Genomic DNA, 16,641 nt, shown 5'->3' with positions numbered 1-16,641 from the left:
CCGGGACGGCAGCGGCAGCCAACATGAGCGCGTGATGCACCGCAACGCATCCGGCCCGCAGTATGATCCAGCCGCCACCGTGGGCGCCGACGGTGCCGCCCATCGCCTAGGCTGCACCGAGTGAGCCTGCCCTCCCCCACTTCCGAGAACCGCGCGGTCGTCACCGGCGCCTCCTCCGGCATCGGCACCGCGCTGGCCGCCGAGCTTGCCGCACGCGGATACTCGCTCATCCTGGTCGCCCGCCGCGGCGAGTTGCTCACCGAGCTCGCGCAACGGCTGACCCTGGCCCACGGCATCACCGCCGAAGTGCGCCCCGTCGACCTGGCCGACCGCGCCGAGCGCGGTGTACTCGCGCAGGAGCTGGCCGCGCGCGATATCGCCATCCTGTGCAACAACGCGGGCATCGCGACCTTCGGCGCGGTCGCCGAACTCGACCCGGCCTACGAACGCGCCCAGATGGAACTCAACGCCGTCGCCGTACACGATCTGACGCTGGCCGCGCTGCCCGGCATGATCGCCCGAGGCGGCGGGGGAATACTGATCAGCGGCTCGGCCGCCGGGAATATGCCGATCCCGAACAACGCCACATACGCCGCGAGCAAGGCGTTCGCGAACACCTTCGCCGAGTCGCTGCGCGGTGAACTGAAGGGCTCCGGCGTGCATGTCACCCTGCTGGCTCCCGGCCCGGTCCGCACCGAGACCCCCGACCCGGCGGACGCCTCGATCATGGACCGGATGGTGCCCGACTTCATGTGGGTCTCCTCGGAAGCCACCGCCAAGGTCTCCATCGACGCGCTCGCCCGCAACAAGATGCGCGTCGTTCCCGGCCTGATCAGCAAGGGTATGAGCGTGGCGGGCCAGTACGGACCCCGCGCACTGACCGCCCCCATCGCGGGCGCCTTCTACAAGAAACTCGGCGGTTGAGCGATCTGCGTCACCGGCAGCGTCAGCGACCTGTCAAGAAGGACCAGCGGGTGGTCAAGAATGCGCAAATGACCAGCCCACTGCCCCGTCACCCGGCGTAGTCCTGGCGTCGGCCCCGCATTCCGAGAAAGCGGGGACGATTCAGGAGAACACCGTGACGCTGCTCGACCTACTCCCGTCCTTACGGTCGGGATCACCCTCACGCCTCGATCCCGCGATCTGGCCGCGGGACACGCACTACGACGCTGACGGCAGGATCACGGTCGGCGGCGTTGCTCTCGCCGACATCTGGGCGGTGGTCACGCGGTGGCTTACCGCGCCGGTGACGCCGAGCTCAACCTCGCCGAACTCGCCGACATCCTGGAGGACGCCCTCGACGCCGCCTGCGCCCGGCACCGCTTCCCGCGTCCGGTCATCGCCATGGAACCCGGCCGGGCCATCGTCGCCAGAGCCGGTGTGACGCTGTACCGGGTGCTCTCGGTCGAACACATCGACGGCGGACACACCTACGTCACCGTGGACGACGGCATGGGTGACAACCCGCGTGCCGCGCTCTATGGCGCGGTGGTCGCCAGCCGCCATCCGTGTGGTCCGCAGATGACCGCCACCGTCGCGGGCCGTTTCTGCGAGGCGGGTGACCTCCTCGCCACGGACGTGCGGCTGCCGGCCGATCTGCGTCCGGGCGAAGTGCTCGCGATGCCGTGCACAGGCGCCTACCACCACAGCCTCGCATCGGCCTACAACGGTGTCGGCCGCCCACCGATCATCGCCGTCCGCGACTGCCGCGCCCGGGAACTGGTGCGTCGGGAGACGTCCGCCGATCCTCTGGCCCGCGACGTCGGCCGCTGATACCCGGCGACGCGGGCTCGATGATCTGGTTGCGGCACGCCACGTTCGGGCAGCGGTAGACGTACTGCGCGCGGTACCGACCCCAGCGGGCTTCGGACCCCTACGTAACCGCCGGTCGTCGCGAAATCGCGCTCAGCGGCGGCGCGGTGCCGAAGAGGCCGCGGTCCCGGCTAATGTTGCACGAGTGTCCGACAAATATATGGTGTGGATGGATTGCGAGATGACCGGCCTTCGCCTGGACAGCGACAAGCTGATCGAGGTGGCCGCACTCGTGACCGACAGCGATCTCAACATCCTCGGCGAGGGCGTCGACATCGTCATCCACGCCGATGACGACGCGCTGGCCGCGATGCCCGCAGTGGTCGCCGAGATGCACGCCCGATCCGGCCTGACCGACGAGGTCCGCCGCTCCACGGTCACTCTCGACGAGGCCGAGCAGCGACTGCTCGACTACATCCGCGAGTACATCCCGACCCCCCGTACCGTGCCGCTGGCCGGTAACTCGATCGCCACCGACCGCGGCTTCATCGCCAGAGACATGCCGCTGCTGGACGCCCACCTGCATTACCGGATGGTCGACGTGAGCTCGATCAAGGAGCTGTGCCGGCGCTGGTACCCGCGCATCTACTTCGGCCAGCCGGAGAAGGGCCTGAGCCACCGTGCGCTGGCCGACATCAAGGAGTCCATCCGCGAGCTGGAGTACTACCGGCGCACCGCGTTCGTCGCCCCGCCCGGACCATCCACCACTGAGATCGCCGCGGTCGCCGCCGAGGTGGCCGACGCGGTCGTCGAAGAAGTCGCCGAAGACCGGATTGGATCAGCCCAGGTCAACGGCTCGCCAGAAGCCGATTAGGGAGTAGGCGGGGTAACACGCTAATATCTAGCCCGCCGGTTGTTCACCGGCGATGGTGAGCGTAGTTCAGTTGGTAGAGCACCAGGTTGTGATCCTGGCTGTCGCGGGTTCGAGTCCCGTCGCTCACCCCAAACGTCATAGTGCGCGAACCGGCCCCCCGGGGCGGTTCGCGCACTATGACCAGCAGATTCTTCAGCGTCGACGATATCGACCACCGGAATCGTTCTACCCGGTAGACGACGAGTAGATCGATTACGCCCGCTTTCGCGGCGGCAATCGCCTCCTGGACTTCAGTCGTTTCCGGAAAGTGGTGCGCCGCATCCGGTTCGACGAGCGCATCTGGTTCGCCCAGCCGCGGGCCAACGGACTGGTTGCCGCAAAACCCGGACAGCTTCCCCGGTCGGGGTCACTCGAGCCACCCGCATACTGGAACCTGTCGTGAGCCTCGGCGTCCCTTCGACCGCGTGACCTCGACCAGGCCATCCCGCGGTCCGGGGGACGGACCGGTCCAGCTTGTCGAGCTTCAGCGGTTCACCGGGTGTCACGAGGGCAGGCCGCGCATGGGACGAGGCACCGCCTGACGAGCGGCCTACCGCCCCGACCCGCGGGCCAGCCGATCAGCGCATTGGTCACGCAACGCGGCGACGGTCATGTTGCTGAGAGCTCGTGCGGCGGGCGAGCCCAGAAGTCGGATCAGCCGAGTGTGGAACTCCGTGGAGGTGAGTCCGAATCGCAGGTAGGCCTCGGCGTCGTTGCCGCCGTAAGGAGCCCACACGGTGGCGAACTCCAAGATGTCGTTGTCGAAACAGTCCATGTGCGCTGATCCTCAGTGCTGCAACGGCGACGGGATCACGATACGCAAGCCTCGTCGGCGTCCAGGCGTGGCGGTGGCGTCCGATAGCGAGCGGGCGTGGCGCTGAGCCGGATGGGGTTCGCGATCTGGCGGACGACTGTCCCCCGCTCCGAGTCGGCGATCTCGACCACCGGCCCGAGGCCGAGCCGGTCAGCGAGCGCGACCGCCTCGGCGATGTCGTTGACCGGACCGCACGGCACCCGAGCCTCGTTCAGCGCGTCGAACCAGGCGTCGGCGGTGTCGGCGGCCAACCGCTCGTGCAAGATCTCGGCGAGTTCGTGCTGATGCGCGACGCGGCCGGCATTGGTGGCGAAACGCCGGTCGGCCGCCAGCTCGGGCGTGCCGAGCACCCGAACCAACTCGGTGAACTGCCGGTCGTTTCCGACAGCCAGCACGAGCGGCCGGTCGGCGGTCCGGAACACCGCGTAGGGCGCGATGCTCGGGTGACTGTTGCCCATCGCCCGCGGTACAACGTCCGCGGCGACGTAGCTCGACGCCTGGTTTGTCAGCGCCGACAACAGCGACGACAGCAGATTCACTTCGACGCGCTGACCCGCTCCGGTCCGGTCACGGTGCCGCAGGGCGGCGAGGATCCCCAGTGCGGCGTGCAGCCCGGTGATCACGTCCACCACCGCCACGCCCGCTTTCGTCGGCGTGGCAGGATCGGGGCCGGTGATGCTCATCAGTCCCCCGGCGGCTTGGATGAGCAGGTCGTATCCGGGCAAGACATGTTCGCCACCGAACCCCGTGATGGAGCAGTACACCAGACCGGGATTGATTTCCCGCAGTGTTTCGTAGCCGAGGCCGAGCCGATCCATGGTGCCCGGTAGGAAGTTCTCCACCACGACATCGGCTCGCTCGGCGAGCGATCGTGCGGCGGCGCGGCCCGGCGCAGAGGTCAGGTCGATGGCGGCCGACCGCTTGTTGCGATTGACCGCGAGGAAGTACGTCGATTCGCCCGCGGCCCATGGTGGCCCCCAGCTCCGCGTGTCGTCGCCGCTTCCCGGGCGTTCCACCTTCACCACCTCGGCCCCGAGGTCGGCGAGCAACATCGTCGCGTACGGCCCGGCGAGCACCCTGCCGAAGTCCGCGATCACCAAACCGTCGAGCGCGCCACTCACCGGAAGGCCGCCTCGCCGGTCAGCGCCTTGCCGATCGTCAGCTGATGCATCTCCGATGTGCCTTCGTAGGTGAGCACGGATTCGAGGTTGTTGGCGTGCCGGATCACGGGGTATTCCAGCGTGATGCCGTTCGCCCCGAGAATCGTGCGGCATTGCCGGGCGATCGCGATCGCCACCCGAACATTGTTGAGCTTTCCGGTGCTGATCTGTTCGGGGGTGAGCGCACCGCGGTCCTTGATCCGGCCCAACTGGTAGGCCAGTAGGTGTCCGGTGCCGAGCGCCACGGCCATATCGGCGATCTTGGCCTGGGTCAGCTGGAACGCCGCCAGTGGCTTGTCGAACACCTCGCGGGTCCGGGCGTAGTCGATCGCGATCTCCAGGCAGTCCCGTGCCGCGCCGAGCGCTCCGAAGGCGATGCCGAACCGGGCCTCGTTCAGCGCGGTCAGCGGACCGCGCAACCCCTCGGCGTTCGGCAACTGCGCCGAGGCGGGCAGCCGTACATCGTCGAGCACCAATTCGGAGGTGACCGAGGCGCGCAACGACATCTTCCGATGGATCTCCGGCGCCGAGAATCCCCGAGTGCCGGCCGGGACGACAAACCCGCGGACACCGGACTCGGTCTGTGCCCAGACGACCGCCACGTCGGCGATCGAGCCATTGGTGATCCACATCTTGGTGCCGTTGAGGATCCAGTCGCTGCCATCGCGCACGGCATAGGTGCGCATGCCCGCGGGATTGGATCCGAAATCCGGCTCGGTCAGCCCGAAGCAGCCGATGGCCTTACCCGCCGCCATCGCGGGCAACCATTGCTGCTTCTGCTCCTCGCTGCCCCAATGATGGATCGAAAACATGGCGAGGGAGCCCTGCACGGAAACCAAGCTGCGGATGCCCGAGTCGACCGCTTCGAGCTCGAGGCAGGCCAATCCATAGGCGGTGGCGCTGGTGCCCGCGCAGCCGTACCCCTCGAGGTGCATACCCAGCACGCCAAGCGCACCGAGTTCCTCGGCGAGTTCGCGGGCCGGAAGGACGGAGTCGTCGAACCACCCGGCGATATGCGGCCGGATCCGCTGGGCGGCGAACGCGCGCACCGTGTCACGCATCGCGATCTCCTCGGGTTCGAGCAGGGAATCGAGCGCGAACAACTGGGTCAGCGACTGTGGCTGAGACATCTTTCCTCCGGCGACTGGAAACTAGTTGGAGAACGTTTGCGAGAACGATTGCGCAAACGATTGCATCCATTAACGTAGAGGGGCGAACAGCAATGGTCAACCGCCGAGGGAAAGCAGGACCACCGCATGGACGGACCTGGCCGAGCACCGACGTTGAGGGAGATCGCCGAACGAGCGGGCGTCCACGTGTCGACCGCGTCGCGCGTGCTGCGTCAGCCCGAACCGGTGGACGGCTGGTCGGAGTCGGCCCTGCGGGTTCGAGCGGCCGCCGACGAACTCGGGTACCAGCGCAATCTCTGGGCGGCGAGCCTGCGGACCCGCAGGACCACCACCCTCGGTGTGGTCATGCCCCGGCTCACCGACGGCGTGGTCGCCACGACTTATCAGGGCATCGAAGAGGCCGCTACGCGTGCCGGGTACTCCGTCCTGCTGTCGAGTCCTCCCGACAACCTCGCCGCGCAGCGCCGGGCCATCGAGCTTCTGGTCGGCAGGCAGGTCGACGGGCTGCTGCTCAGCGGTTTGCATACGCCCGGCCGCGCCTTCGTCGACTCGCTGCCGGTCGGCCGTGTTCCGATGGTCGCCGTCACACGGCACGGCGAGGCGGGGTTACCGTTCGTCGGAGCCGACGACGTTCGGGGCGGGCGCCTGGCCGCCCGGCACCTGCTCGACCGGGGATACGCCGACATCGCGATCATCGCCGGTCCCGCACACGCCAGCACTGCGAACGACCGATTGGCCGGCTGCACAGCCGAACTCGCCGACGCGGGCATACCGCTGTCGCCCCGGCGCGTGCGCCGATCGAGTTTCGACGTCGACGGTGGCATCGAAGCGGGGCACGCACTGCTGGACGCAGCCGATCGGCCTCGAGCAGTTTTCGCTGTGTCCGACACCGTGGCGCTCGGCGTCCTGGGCGTCGCCCGCGATCTGCGCTTGCGGGTTCCCGAGGATCTCGCACTCATCGGATACAACGACATCCCGACCGTCGCCCAGCTTCCGGTTCCGCTCACCACGATCCGCTCCCCCGCCCGCGACATCGGGGCGGCCGCCATCCGGGCGCTGCTGGACATGGTGGACGGGCGGGAGCCGGACCCACGACTGCTGCCCGTCGAGCTGGTCGTGCGCGCCACCACCTGACGAGCAGAGCGGGCGACCGATACGATTTACGCAGGCACGTCTGGTGCACAGGAGGCGCAGGGTGCTTGGCCAAGTCGATTTTCGACGGCTGTTCGAAGCCGCGCCGGATCTGTATCTGGTGCTCGACCCCGACCTTCGGGTCGTGGCGGTGACCGACGCGTATGCGCAGGCGACGATGATCGACCGCGATCAGGTCGTCGGTCACGGCATTTTCGAGATTTTTCCCGACAATCCCGATGACACGGCAGCGGAGGGGGCTCGCAACCTGCGAGTTTCGCTGGAGCGCGTCTTGCGCGGCGGGGTCACCGATGCGATGGCGGTGCAGCGTTACGACATCCGCCAGCCGGACGGCAGTTTCGAGCAACGGTTCTGGAGCCCGTCCAACTCACCGATCCGTGACTCGCGCGGCCGGTTGCGCTACATCGTTCACCGAGTCGAAGACGTCACCGAGTTCATGCGGCTACAGGCTGCCGAAGCCGCCCAGCAACAGGAAACCGCGCACCTGCACGCCGCCACCGAACGCATGGAGCAGGAAGTCTTCACCCGTGCCCACGAGGTGGCCGAGACCAGCCGTCGGCTCAAAGAGACCAACGCCGAACTCACCGAGTTGTATGCGCGTACCAAGGAGCTCGACGAGCTGAAAAGCCAATTCTTCGCCAACGTCAGCCACGAACTGCGCACCCCGCTGACGCTGATCCTGACGCCGGCGCAGCAACTGCTCGATGCCGTGCCCGACCAGGATCCGGCCCGCGGCGGCCTAGAGATGATCATCCGCAACGCGCAGATCCTGCTGCGGCAGGTGAACAACCTGCTCGATGCCTCCCGGCTGGAGGCGGGCGCGGTGCGACCGGACTACACCCGGGTCGACATCGCCGAACAGGCCCGCCTCAGCACCGCGTTCTTCGAATCGGTGGCACTCGACCGCAGCACCGAATTCGTCGTCGACACCCGGTCGGCGATCGCCGAGCTGGACCCGGAACATCTGCAGCGGATACTGGTCAACCTGCTGTCGAACGCCTTCAAATACACCGGCACCAACGGGATCGTGCGCTGCGCGGTTCGGCCGGAGCGCGGTCACGTCGTGATCGAGGTAGCCGATAGCGGTCCCGGTATCCCCGCAGCACACCGAGACGCCGTCTTCGACCGCTTCCGGCAACTCGACGGCGGTGTGGCCCGCTCGACGCCCGGAACCGGGCTGGGCTTGAGCATCGTCCGTGACCTGGTCAGGCTGCACCGCGGCGATATCCGCATCACAGACGCACCCGAAGGCGGCGCATTGGTGACCATCGACCTGCCCATATCCGCGCCGGCCGGCACTCCGGTCCGCGCGGGTGCCGACGCCGAATCCGCACCACAGCCGACCACCGCCGGCGAGGCGCTCGCCGAATTCACCCCCACCGCACCGGCACCGGCACCGGCGCCGGACCTCGAATACACCGGCGAGACGGCGAAGCCGGTCGTCGTCGTCATCGAGGACAACCCGGATCTGAACGCCCTGTTGCGGCGCACGCTGTCGGCTCGATACTGCGTACTGGCCGCCCACGACGGCCGAGATGGGCTGGACCTCGCCCGCCGCCACCGGCCCGACCTGCTCGTCTGCGACCTCATGATGCCGAACATGGCCGGCGACGAACTTCTCACCCGGGTCCGCGCCGACCCCACACTCACCAACACCCCGGTGTTGATCCTCAGCGCCCGAGCCGACGACCGATCACGGCTGGCCCTACTGCGCGTCGGCGCCAACGACTACCTGCCCAAACCCTTCGATGTCACCGAACTGCAAGCCCGCGTCGACAACCTGGTCAACCTCCGCCTCGCCGAATCTCGACTCCGTACACTGCGGATCGCCGGCGAACGCGAACGCATCGCTCTGGAACTGCACCGCACCGTCGTGCATCGCTTGTTCGCCCTCAGCCTGCAACTCAGCGGAACCCGGCCCCTGATCCGGGTCGGCGCCGTGGCCGATCGCCTCGATGCCGCCGTCACCGAACTCGATGCCGTCATCGACCAGATCCGGCTCACCATCAACGAACTGGACACCCCCACCACCAGCGCCGATCTCTGCGTCCGGCTGTCGGGCCTGATCGGCGATACCGCGGAAACTCTCGGCGTCCACTCGGCCACGACGTTCCGGGGGAGGTTCGACACCCTCGACGACACTCTCGGCGACGCTCTGCACGACGCCGCCCACCACCTCGTCGCGACCATCGCCCGCCGCCACCCGGACAAGATCGCGCTCACCGCCGATCTCGATGACCGTGAGCTGACTCTCACCATCACCGAAACGACTACCGCCGGCACGGTTATCCCGCCCCCATCGGCCGGCGACACCGACCTGCTTCCCCCGGTGCTCACCGCCCGGCACGCCACACTCGAGGTCACCGTGGCGCCGCCCGGCGACACCACGTGGACCTGGAGAGTCCCGATCCAACAGCCGGCACCGACCTGACACGGCGGAAACGTCTGTGCGGCACTGATAGCCGACGACATGTCCACCTCGTCCGGGCCGCATCCTCCGAAACAACGCGGTCGTCGCAACCTCTCGATCGAGAGCGTTGCGACGACCGCGTGGTCCCTGGCTTCCCGGGTGGCGCGTTCGGCGTTATCCTGCTGTGGCTCAGCGGTTGTCGTCCGCGTTGCCGGCCTTCCAGACCGACCACGGAATGTTCCAGTCGCCCAAGCCGTCCACGCCGGAGAGGGTGCCGCCCACGGTGTTCTTCACGATCGTGATGTCACCGCGCTTGGCGTTCTGGAAGACCCATTGCGCGTTCGCCGGACTGAGATTCAGACAGCCGTGGCTGGTATTGCTGTAGCCCTGCGCACCGACCGACCACGGTGCCGAGTGGAAGAAGATGCCGCTGTAGGACAGTCGCGTCGCGAAGTCCACCGGTGTCTTGTACCCGTCCGGGGAATTGACCGCCACGCCGTAGGTCGACGAATCCATGATGATCTTCTCGTGGCGGTCGGCCACGATGTAGACGCCGTTGTCGGTGGGCGTGCTGTCTTTGCCCATCGAGGTCGGCATGGTCCGGATCACCTGACCGTTCTGCTCGACGGTCACCTGCTTGGTGTTGTCGTCGGCGGTGAAGACCACCGCGTCGCCGATGGTGAAGAACGAGTGGATGTTGTCCTGGCCGTAGAGCCCGTCACCGAGGTTGCGTCCGTAGACGTTCACGTCGATGTTCACCTTCGTCCCCGGCGCCCAGAAATGCTCCGGCCGCCACCGCACCTCGCGGTTGTTCACCCAGTAGAACGCGCCCTCCACCGACGGCTCGGTCGTGATCTTGATCGCGGCCTGCGCGGCCTTGCGGTCGGGAATGTTCTCGTCGAACTGGATGGCTACCGGCTGGCCGATGCCGACCACTTCCGCTTCGCCCGGGACCAGATAGGGCTTGGTCTGGTTGCCCGGCGAGCTGGTCGTGAAGCTCAGCGTCGCGGAGTTCGCGCCACCGAGCCCGATCGCGTCGGCCTTCAGCCGGTAGGTCTTGCCATAGCCGAGTACCTCGGCGGTCTCCCAGGACCGTCCATCGGCGGCCAGCTTGCCGCTCACCGGCTTGCCTTGCGGGCTGACCAAGGTCACATTGGTGAATTTGCCGTCCTCGACCTTGAATGTCATCGGCATCCCAGGCGAGACCCCGACCTCACCGTCCTTGATCGGAGAGAGCAGTTTGGGCTTGATCAACTCCGTAATGGGGTTGCGATCGATGACCACCTGCGCGGCGTGCGAAGCATCGGATGACGAACACCCGGTCGACGCCAGTGCGGCAACTACAACAACAATGACAGGTGCGGCGATCGCGCGTACCGACCACCGTCCGGACGGTCTACGACGACCCTGACCAACGCTCATTTCAACCCCGTTTCAAGTCTCGGTGCTCCCGGAACACACCGATGGCTTCGGATACCAACCGCCACGCCGCTCACCCGCCCTGTTACGGGCGGTCGGGACCACAATCGGACATTCTGCCAGGACGCCATGCCTGGGCCAATGTGAACACGTGGTCCGTCACTGCAGCGTTACAACCGATAGATCAACTCGGCGCGGCCCGGCGTTACCACGCGGCAAGACACCGCATCGACGCCGTTCAGGGCGCGATTTCACTTCTAGTACCCCAGCCTGTTAAGGTTTGTCCCGCAGCGGAAACACACGCTGCGCGCGCCATTAGCTCAATTGGCAGAGCAGCTGACTCTTAATCAGCGGGTTCGGGGTTCGAGTCCCTGATGGCGCACCCAAATTAGCAGGTCAGGCCCGATATCATCGGGCAGGCTTGGTCCGTTCTAGCGGACCGTCACCAAAAGCCCCCCAATAGTTCCTCAGTCGGCCGTTCCCAGCTTCAGCTCCAGCATGGCCGCTGAGCCTGCGATCCCCAGCCAGACCGCGCAGATCACTGCGGCCACCGCGGGCCCGGCGATCATCGCCACGGACCCGTCGGCATAGCAGGTCCCGATACCGCGGAGATTCAGCCGCGCTCGGTCATCTGTTGATCCATGCCCGGTACGACCGATCGAGATCCGCGGTTCAGATCACGACTTGCGCCGCATCACCGCCGTGCCGACACCGGCGAGCAGACCGAGCGCGCCGAGCACGATACCGATGATGCCGAGCCGGCGCGCGGTGTCATCGCTGAAGGACCCGCTGCTGGTCGACATCGCCGGAATGTCGCCATGGTTCTCGGCCCCACCGGATTGTTTGGCCGCCAAAGCCAAGGTCGGGGCGGGGTATTCGGGTTCACCCTGATCGGTGGCGGACTGATCCCACTTGACGACCTGGCCGTCGGCATAGGTCTGTATCGCGGGCGTAGTGATTTCGTCCGTATCGGGCAGTCCATTGGCCAGCACCGAGAACTGACCGAACTGTCCCGGCCCGATCCCACCGCCCGCATCGGCGGTCCAGGTGATGGCGGTGACGTTGCCGTCCTTGCGAGCTACCGCTTTCCAGCCAGGCACTGCCTCGGTATCGACATCGGTTACCCCCGGAAACTGGACCGTCAACTCGACGGTCGGGCTATTGGTCGCCGATTCGTTGGGCACCCGGAACACCAGCACCGCCGAACCGCCGCGCGCCGCGTCCGGCGCCGACACCGTGACATGAGCCGATGCGGGAGCTGCGGCGATCAGCACGGCTGCGGCGGCGGCACCGGCCGAACCCACACGTCCAAGCCGAGATTTATTCATCGTCGAGATCACTCCTTCTGGAAAAGGAATCGAACGCAACTGATGCTCCGTAGTGACGATAGCCCCGCAATGCCCCTTTACCAGGGATATCGGCACGTCCGGCGACACAGCGCTACCGCGACCCCGACTCGTACACGAGGTTCTTGCTCGCGTTCCTGGTGCGTTTCGGATGAGTTGATCTCGATCGATCGACCACTCCAGCACCGGCCGGTATCGTTGAAAACGTATGGCCCCCATGGGCTGCGGCCGTGGCCGAGATCGCCTGCTATTGGATCGGGAGGTCCTTTGAGTGCCGACCGCAGCGCCTTGTACGACCGTCGGACCGCATCTCGAATCCTTACCGCGCTCGCGGGGTCGGGCGAGTTCCTGACCGGCGTCGTCCCTTCTGCAACGGCTATCGACTATTACTCAGTGCCAATGGTTTTCGAGCCCGACTCGCATCTGACATTGTCGCAGCGGTTGTATCTGGAGCGGTTCATGCAGCCGTGCCGGGCCGAACAGGTCTCTTCGGCGACGCATCGAGTCGGTTGGCTCGACGAGGACGGTGTCGCGAATACGGGCCACTTCCATGCGGATGGACTGGGACCGATCGTGCCGATCGCCGCGCGTAGCGCGTTTCTCGCGCTCTGGCACGCACTGCGCGCCGACCAGGGCTTCCTCGGTCGAGTGAACAGTCTGGACGAGCAGGCTCGGATGGTGTTGGCCGCGACCACCACCGATCACGAACCCTTGGATATCTTCCGGGTCGGGTTGGAGGCCACCGCACGGGCGTTGGTCCAGCACGCACTGCTCTCGCACCACACCCCGTACACCTCGGCGGCGGAGTTCGCATTCGCACTGCGGGATTCCGGACTGTTCCTGGCAGTGGCGACCCGATGGTTCTGGGAGTTGCAGGCGTCGACTTATCGGCGCGGGATGATTCCGGTGACGCTGCACACTGATTCCGATGGACGGCTGCGCTACAGCTCGGACACCGTGACGACGTTGCAGGCGATGAAGGACGCGACCATCGACCGAGCGCATGCGGTCATGGACGAGGCGCGCACCGTGGAGGGATTGGATACCGAGCAAGCGATCGCGAAGTATCACGACGAGCTCGATCTCATCTCCCGTCAGTACGCGCTGCTGCCGACGGGGCAGCGACCGGCCTGTTTGGCAAGCATGCCGCATCGGGCGGGTGCCGAGGTCCTGACGCTGTTGCCGCTGGTGGTCGACAGATTCGTCGCCGCGTTCGCGCTTGCTGTCGAGCGATGTGAGATTCGTGCGGGATTGCGCGAGGACGACCTCTCCGAGAACGGCTCCGAAGCCACGTTCGCGGTGCCGGACATGAACTGCAAACACTGTGTCCTGACAATCGGCTCGGTGCTGGCCTCGATGGACATCGTCGTCCACGACATCGACCTCGATCGTAAGACCGTGCGCGCCGAATTCCGCAGTCCCCGCAATCGCGAACGTGCCTTCGCGGCGTTGCGTGACAGCGGCTACAACCCGACCACGCTCGCGGCGGCGGTCGCGGTCTCGACCACGAATTCGGATGGATGATCCCGCCGCCGATTCCGGCCGTGGTCGACCCTGTGGTCGCGGAGTTCATCGACACCGCGGTCGTCACGTTTGCCGCTGAGCACGACACACCTCTGCATATGGTGTTTCCGGAGGTCTTCCAACGCAATCTCGACGCGATCCGCACGGTGCTCGACAGACGCGAGCTCTCGCATCGGATCTGCTACGCGCACAAGGTGAATCGTTCCCGTGCCTTTGTCGTGACCGCGGAGCGAGCAGGTATCGATATCGATATCGCCTCCAGCGGTGAGCTGGACAACGCGCTGGCGGCGGGCTTCACGGCTGACCGCATCGAGGCGACCGGCCCCAAGGGGGACCGATTTCTGCGGCGTCTGGTGACCGCGGGTGTCACGATCAACGTCGACAATCTGTGGGAGTTGGAGCGGATCGGTCAGCTCGCCGACGATCCGGTGCCGGTTCTGCTACGGGTCGGCGAGATAGCGGGGACCGCGACCAGCCGCTTCGGTATCGTGCCGTCCGCGATACCGCAGGCATTGTCCGCTCTGCATTCGTTCGGTGACCGAGTTATGTTGCGGGGGTTCTCTTTTCACCTCGATACCGCCGAGTCTCGCGACCGGCTCCGCGCCGTCGCGGCGTGCCTGCCCCTGCTCGAGGATGCCTGGGCGCGTGGTCTCGAGCCATCGGTGCTCGATATCGGTGGCGGTCTGCGGCAGGTGTTCACCGCCGATGCCGCCTGCTTCGACAGCTACACGCTGGCACTGCGTGATTCGCTGCGTGGCCGAGGTGAGCGCTTGGCATGGGCGAATGCCACCTTCGGCTACCACGTCGACGGCGACATAGTGCGCGGCACGCCGGTGTTCCACAAGTACGCGAACACCGTCGCGCCTGCCACTGCCCTGACCGAACTACTCGATGCCGCCGTGCCCGGCCACCGCAGGTCGCTGGCGGCGCTACTGTGCGACAACATGCTCGAGCTGTGGCTGGAACCGGGCAAGGCGTTGGTCGACCATGCCGGTATCACAGTGGCCTCGGTGGAGTTCACCAAGGAACTGTCCGACGGCACGATACTGGTGAATCTCGACATCAGCCGTGACACGGTCACCCCCGCCGATCAGGAAATTCTCCTCGACCCGCAGCTGATTCCGGTGGGCACGCCACCCGCCCCCGAACCGGTGCGTGTGTTCCTCGCGGGACGGTTGTGTCTGGAGCGCGACATGGTCAGTAACCGGGCGGTGCGGCTTCCGTTCCGGCCCCGCCCCGGTGACCTGCTCGTCTTCACCAACACCGCCGGTTATCACTCGGATCTGTCCGCGGCCACGGCCGCTGCGCATCCGCCTGCGCCCAAGTTCGCGGTCACCCGCGGATCGTCCGGATTCGTCGTCGTGCCCGACGCCGACTATCGAGTTGTCCAGGAGGAACTGTGCGACCGCACGACAGCATCACCGAATTGATCGGCGACACACCGCTGTTGCGCCTCGACCCCGCGGTCCACGGACTCCCACGGGTACAGCTGTTCGCGAAACTGGAATCGCACAATCCCTTCGGTTCGGTCAAGGACCGAACCGCCTGGGGCATGATCCGCGATGAACTTCCCACGATCCGCGCCGAGGGCCGCGCCTTCCTGGAAGCCTCCAGCGGCAACACCGCCAAAGCTCTGCGCGTGCTCGGCGCCATGCACGGAATCGAACTGCGCGCGGTGACCAACCGCATCAAAGTCACCGAGGTCCGTGACATGCTGCGGCTACTCGGCACCGATATCGTGGAACTCCCAGGTCTGTCGGAGTGCCCCGACCCCACCGCCCCCGACGATGTCTCCTCGGTGATCGCCGGGACCACCGCCCGCGAACCCGACCGCTGGTATCACGCCTCCCAATACACCAACGAACGCAACGTCGAAGCACACCACCACGGAACCGGCCGCGAGATCCGCGAATCCTTGGCCGAGGCGGGCATCGACCGGGTGGACTACGTCATCGGCGGGCTCGGCACCACCGGCTCCACCCGCGGCACCGCGTCCTACCTGGCAAAACATAACCCCGACCTGCGCACGATCGGTGTCGTGTCGGCGCGCGACGACTTCATCCCCGGCATCCGCTCGGAAACCGAGATGTGGGATGTCGGACTGTTCCAACCCGACTTCTACCACCGCATCATCGCCGTCGATGCCGACACCGCGGTGCGAGCCACGCTGGCTCTCGCCCACCGATACGGCGTGCTCGCCGGCCCCACCTCCGGAGCCGCCTACGCGGCAGCTCTCGACATATCGCGATCCGCGGCGGCGGCACTGGGCCCCGATGACCCGGATCTGGTCGCCGTAGTGATCGTCTGTGATCGGCTCGAGCCATACCTGTCGTATCTGCGGGCGCGGAGACCGGAGCTGTTCGATGACGAACGCCGCCCCGCGCCGCCCCAGCCGAGCGAACTGGCCGCGGTTGCGCGCCTCACACCCGAGGGCCTGGCGGAAGCCGACCGCACGCAGCGGCTGACCGTCGTCGATACCCGCGGCGCGATGGCCTATCGCGTGGCGCACATTCCGGGCGCGGTGAATCTGCGCGACGACTTCCTCGAGGAATGGGCCGACCGGCAGATGCCGTTCTGCCGATCCCGTCCGCTGGTGTTCGTCTGTCCGGTCGGGCGGGTCTCCCAACACTTCGCGGCGCTGGCACGACGCGCGGGCTATGACGCCTACAGCCTTGCTGGAGGCATCGCCGCCTGGCGCGAAGCCGGGCTTCCGCTGGAACGCGGCCGCTGAGCAAGAGACTGTCGCGGACGCGCTTCGGGTCGCGGTGACGATGGGACAGGAAGCTGGTATCGCCGCAGCCATCGCCGACGATCCCACACAGGCAGGCCAACACGATGGGCGCCCGCACGCTCGTCCTGTGTCTCGTGTTCGGTGTTCTCGGTTCGGTCAACCCAGGTAGTAGCAGCAGCGTCGACGCCCCGGACCGGACCGGTGCCACGGGCTCCAGCGAGGCGCCCGGTTCTGCGCAGTGGTCGGCTGGTAGGCCCGCGTGCGAGGTTCATTCGGCGTTCGCGGGGCGC

The 16,641-nt window shown here is 66.7% G+C and carries 12 protein-coding genes, 2 tRNA genes and 1 pseudogene; 10 read left to right on the top strand and 5 right to left on the bottom strand.

Translation table 11 applies throughout. From position 1 onward, the window contains the following. Nucleotides 1-120: 120 nt before the first annotated feature. From cmrA to ACT86A_RS00685, 4 genes and pseudogenes are all read left to right on the top strand, one after another. Nucleotides 121-924 carry a mycolate reductase gene (gene cmrA / locus ACT86A_RS00700; protein WP_445089988.1) on the top strand — a complete coding sequence of 268 codons (804 nt, stop codon included), beginning with the start codon at nt 121-123 and terminating at the stop codon, nt 922-924. A 285-nt stretch (nt 925-1,209) separates the two neighbouring features. Further along, nucleotides 1,210-1,773 (top strand): annotated as a pseudogene (locus ACT86A_RS00695) (diaminopimelate decarboxylase family protein); the annotation flags it as partial. Between the two features lie 199 nt (nt 1,774-1,972). Then, nucleotides 1,973-2,626 (top strand): oligoribonuclease, encoded by a 654-nt coding sequence (gene orn, locus ACT86A_RS00690; protein WP_445090303.1) that lies wholly within the window; start codon nt 1,973-1,975, stop codon nt 2,624-2,626. Nucleotides 2,627-2,681: 55 nt separating this feature from the next. Beyond that, nucleotides 2,682-2,757, top strand: a tRNA-His gene (locus ACT86A_RS00685). A 458-nt stretch (nt 2,758-3,215) separates the two neighbouring features. Here the strand turns inward: ACT86A_RS00685 and ACT86A_RS00680 are convergent. From ACT86A_RS00680 to ACT86A_RS00670, 3 genes are read right to left on the bottom strand one after another with little or no spacing between them, the layout of a single operon-like run. Next, nucleotides 3,216-3,440, bottom strand: a complete 225-nt coding sequence (locus tag ACT86A_RS00680) for a DUF3263 domain-containing protein (protein ID WP_445089987.1) — start codon at nt 3,438-3,440, stop codon at nt 3,216-3,218. A gap of 35 nt (nt 3,441-3,475) precedes the next feature. Further along, nucleotides 3,476-4,600, bottom strand: a complete 1,125-nt coding sequence (locus ACT86A_RS00675; protein ID WP_445089986.1) for a CaiB/BaiF CoA transferase family protein — start codon at nt 4,598-4,600, stop codon at nt 3,476-3,478. After that, entirely contained in the window at nt 4,597-5,769 is a 1,173-nt protein-coding gene (locus ACT86A_RS00670; protein ID WP_445089985.1) for an acyl-CoA dehydrogenase family protein, read from the bottom strand. The genes ACT86A_RS00675 and ACT86A_RS00670 overlap by 4 nt, the downstream gene beginning before the upstream one ends. A 126-nt stretch (nt 5,770-5,895) precedes the next feature. Between ACT86A_RS00670 and ACT86A_RS00665 the strand changes: the two genes are divergently transcribed. Together ACT86A_RS00665 and ACT86A_RS00660 are read left to right on the top strand one after the other, a co-directional pair. Beyond that, nucleotides 5,896-6,903: a LacI family DNA-binding transcriptional regulator gene (locus tag ACT86A_RS00665; protein ID WP_445089984.1), complete on the top strand. Its 1,008-nt coding sequence runs from the start codon at nt 5,896-5,898 to the stop codon at nt 6,901-6,903. Nucleotides 6,904-6,964: 61 nt separating this feature from the next. Continuing rightward, nucleotides 6,965-9,352: an ATP-binding protein gene (locus tag ACT86A_RS00660; protein ID WP_445089983.1), complete on the top strand. Its 2,388-nt coding sequence runs from the start codon at nt 6,965-6,967 to the stop codon at nt 9,350-9,352. A gap of 168 nt (nt 9,353-9,520) precedes the next feature. Here ACT86A_RS00660 and ACT86A_RS00655 read toward each other — a convergent pair whose 3' ends face one another. Further along, nucleotides 9,521-10,753: a L,D-transpeptidase gene (locus ACT86A_RS00655; RefSeq protein ID WP_445089982.1), complete on the bottom strand. Its 1,233-nt coding sequence runs from the start codon at nt 10,751-10,753 to the stop codon at nt 9,521-9,523. 306 nt (nt 10,754-11,059) lie between these two features. Here ACT86A_RS00655 and ACT86A_RS00650 point away from each other — a divergent pair. Then, nucleotides 11,060-11,132: transfer RNA gene (locus ACT86A_RS00650), tRNA-Lys, on the top strand. A 295-nt stretch (nt 11,133-11,427) separates the two neighbouring features. Here the strand turns inward: ACT86A_RS00650 and ACT86A_RS00645 are convergent. Then, a complete protein-coding gene (locus tag ACT86A_RS00645) occupies nt 11,428-12,054 on the bottom strand; it encodes a YcnI family copper-binding membrane protein (RefSeq protein ID WP_445089981.1) in 627 nt (208 codons plus the stop codon). 441 nt (nt 12,055-12,495) lie between these two features. On the opposite strand from ACT86A_RS00645, the gene ACT86A_RS00640 reads away from it, so the two are divergent. From ACT86A_RS00640 to ACT86A_RS00630, 3 genes are read left to right on the top strand one after another with little or no spacing between them, the layout of a single operon-like run. Beyond that, on the top strand, nt 12,496-13,620 hold the full coding sequence (locus tag ACT86A_RS00640; RefSeq protein WP_445090302.1) for a heavy-metal-associated domain-containing protein: 1,125 nt from the start codon (nt 12,496-12,498) through the stop codon (nt 13,618-13,620). Further along, nucleotides 13,617-15,050, top strand: a complete 1,434-nt coding sequence (locus ACT86A_RS00635) for a type III PLP-dependent enzyme domain-containing protein (protein WP_445089980.1) — start codon at nt 13,617-13,619, stop codon at nt 15,048-15,050. Before ACT86A_RS00640 ends, ACT86A_RS00635 begins: the two co-directional genes overlap by 4 nt. Next, the gene (locus ACT86A_RS00630) at nt 15,020-16,351 is read left to right on the top strand and encodes a pyridoxal-phosphate dependent enzyme (RefSeq protein ID WP_445089979.1); all 1,332 of its coding nucleotides are present in this window, start codon (nt 15,020-15,022) and stop codon (nt 16,349-16,351) included. The genes ACT86A_RS00635 and ACT86A_RS00630 overlap by 31 nt, the downstream gene beginning before the upstream one ends. Nucleotides 16,352-16,641: the final 290 nt, after the last annotated feature.

Source organism: Nocardia glycosmidis (assembly GCF_052545115.1).
This window is presented reverse-complemented; position numbering and strand designations above follow the sequence as displayed.

What these genes read in the sequence shown, in the direction of transcription:
- ACT86A_RS00680 (WP_445089987.1), bottom strand. Translation starts at nt 3,440, where the DNA reads ATGGACTGTTTCGACAACGACATCTTGGAGTTCGCCACCGTGTGGGCT.
- ACT86A_RS00635 (WP_445089980.1), top strand. Translation starts at nt 13,617, where the DNA reads ATGATCCCGCCGCCGATTCCGGCCGTGGTCGACCCTGTGGTCGCGGAG.
- ACT86A_RS00665 (WP_445089984.1), top strand. Translation starts at nt 5,896, where the DNA reads ATGGACGGACCTGGCCGAGCACCGACGTTGAGGGAGATCGCCGAACGA.
- orn (WP_445090303.1), top strand. Translation starts at nt 1,973, where the DNA reads ATGGTGTGGATGGATTGCGAGATGACCGGCCTTCGCCTGGACAGCGAC.
- ACT86A_RS00640 (WP_445090302.1), top strand. Translation starts at nt 12,496, where the DNA reads ATGGTTTTCGAGCCCGACTCGCATCTGACATTGTCGCAGCGGTTGTAT.
- ACT86A_RS00655 (WP_445089982.1), bottom strand. Translation starts at nt 10,753, where the DNA reads ATGAGCGTTGGTCAGGGTCGTCGTAGACCGTCCGGACGGTGGTCGGTA.
- ACT86A_RS00670 (WP_445089985.1), bottom strand. Translation starts at nt 5,769, where the DNA reads ATGTCTCAGCCACAGTCGCTGACCCAGTTGTTCGCGCTCGATTCCCTG.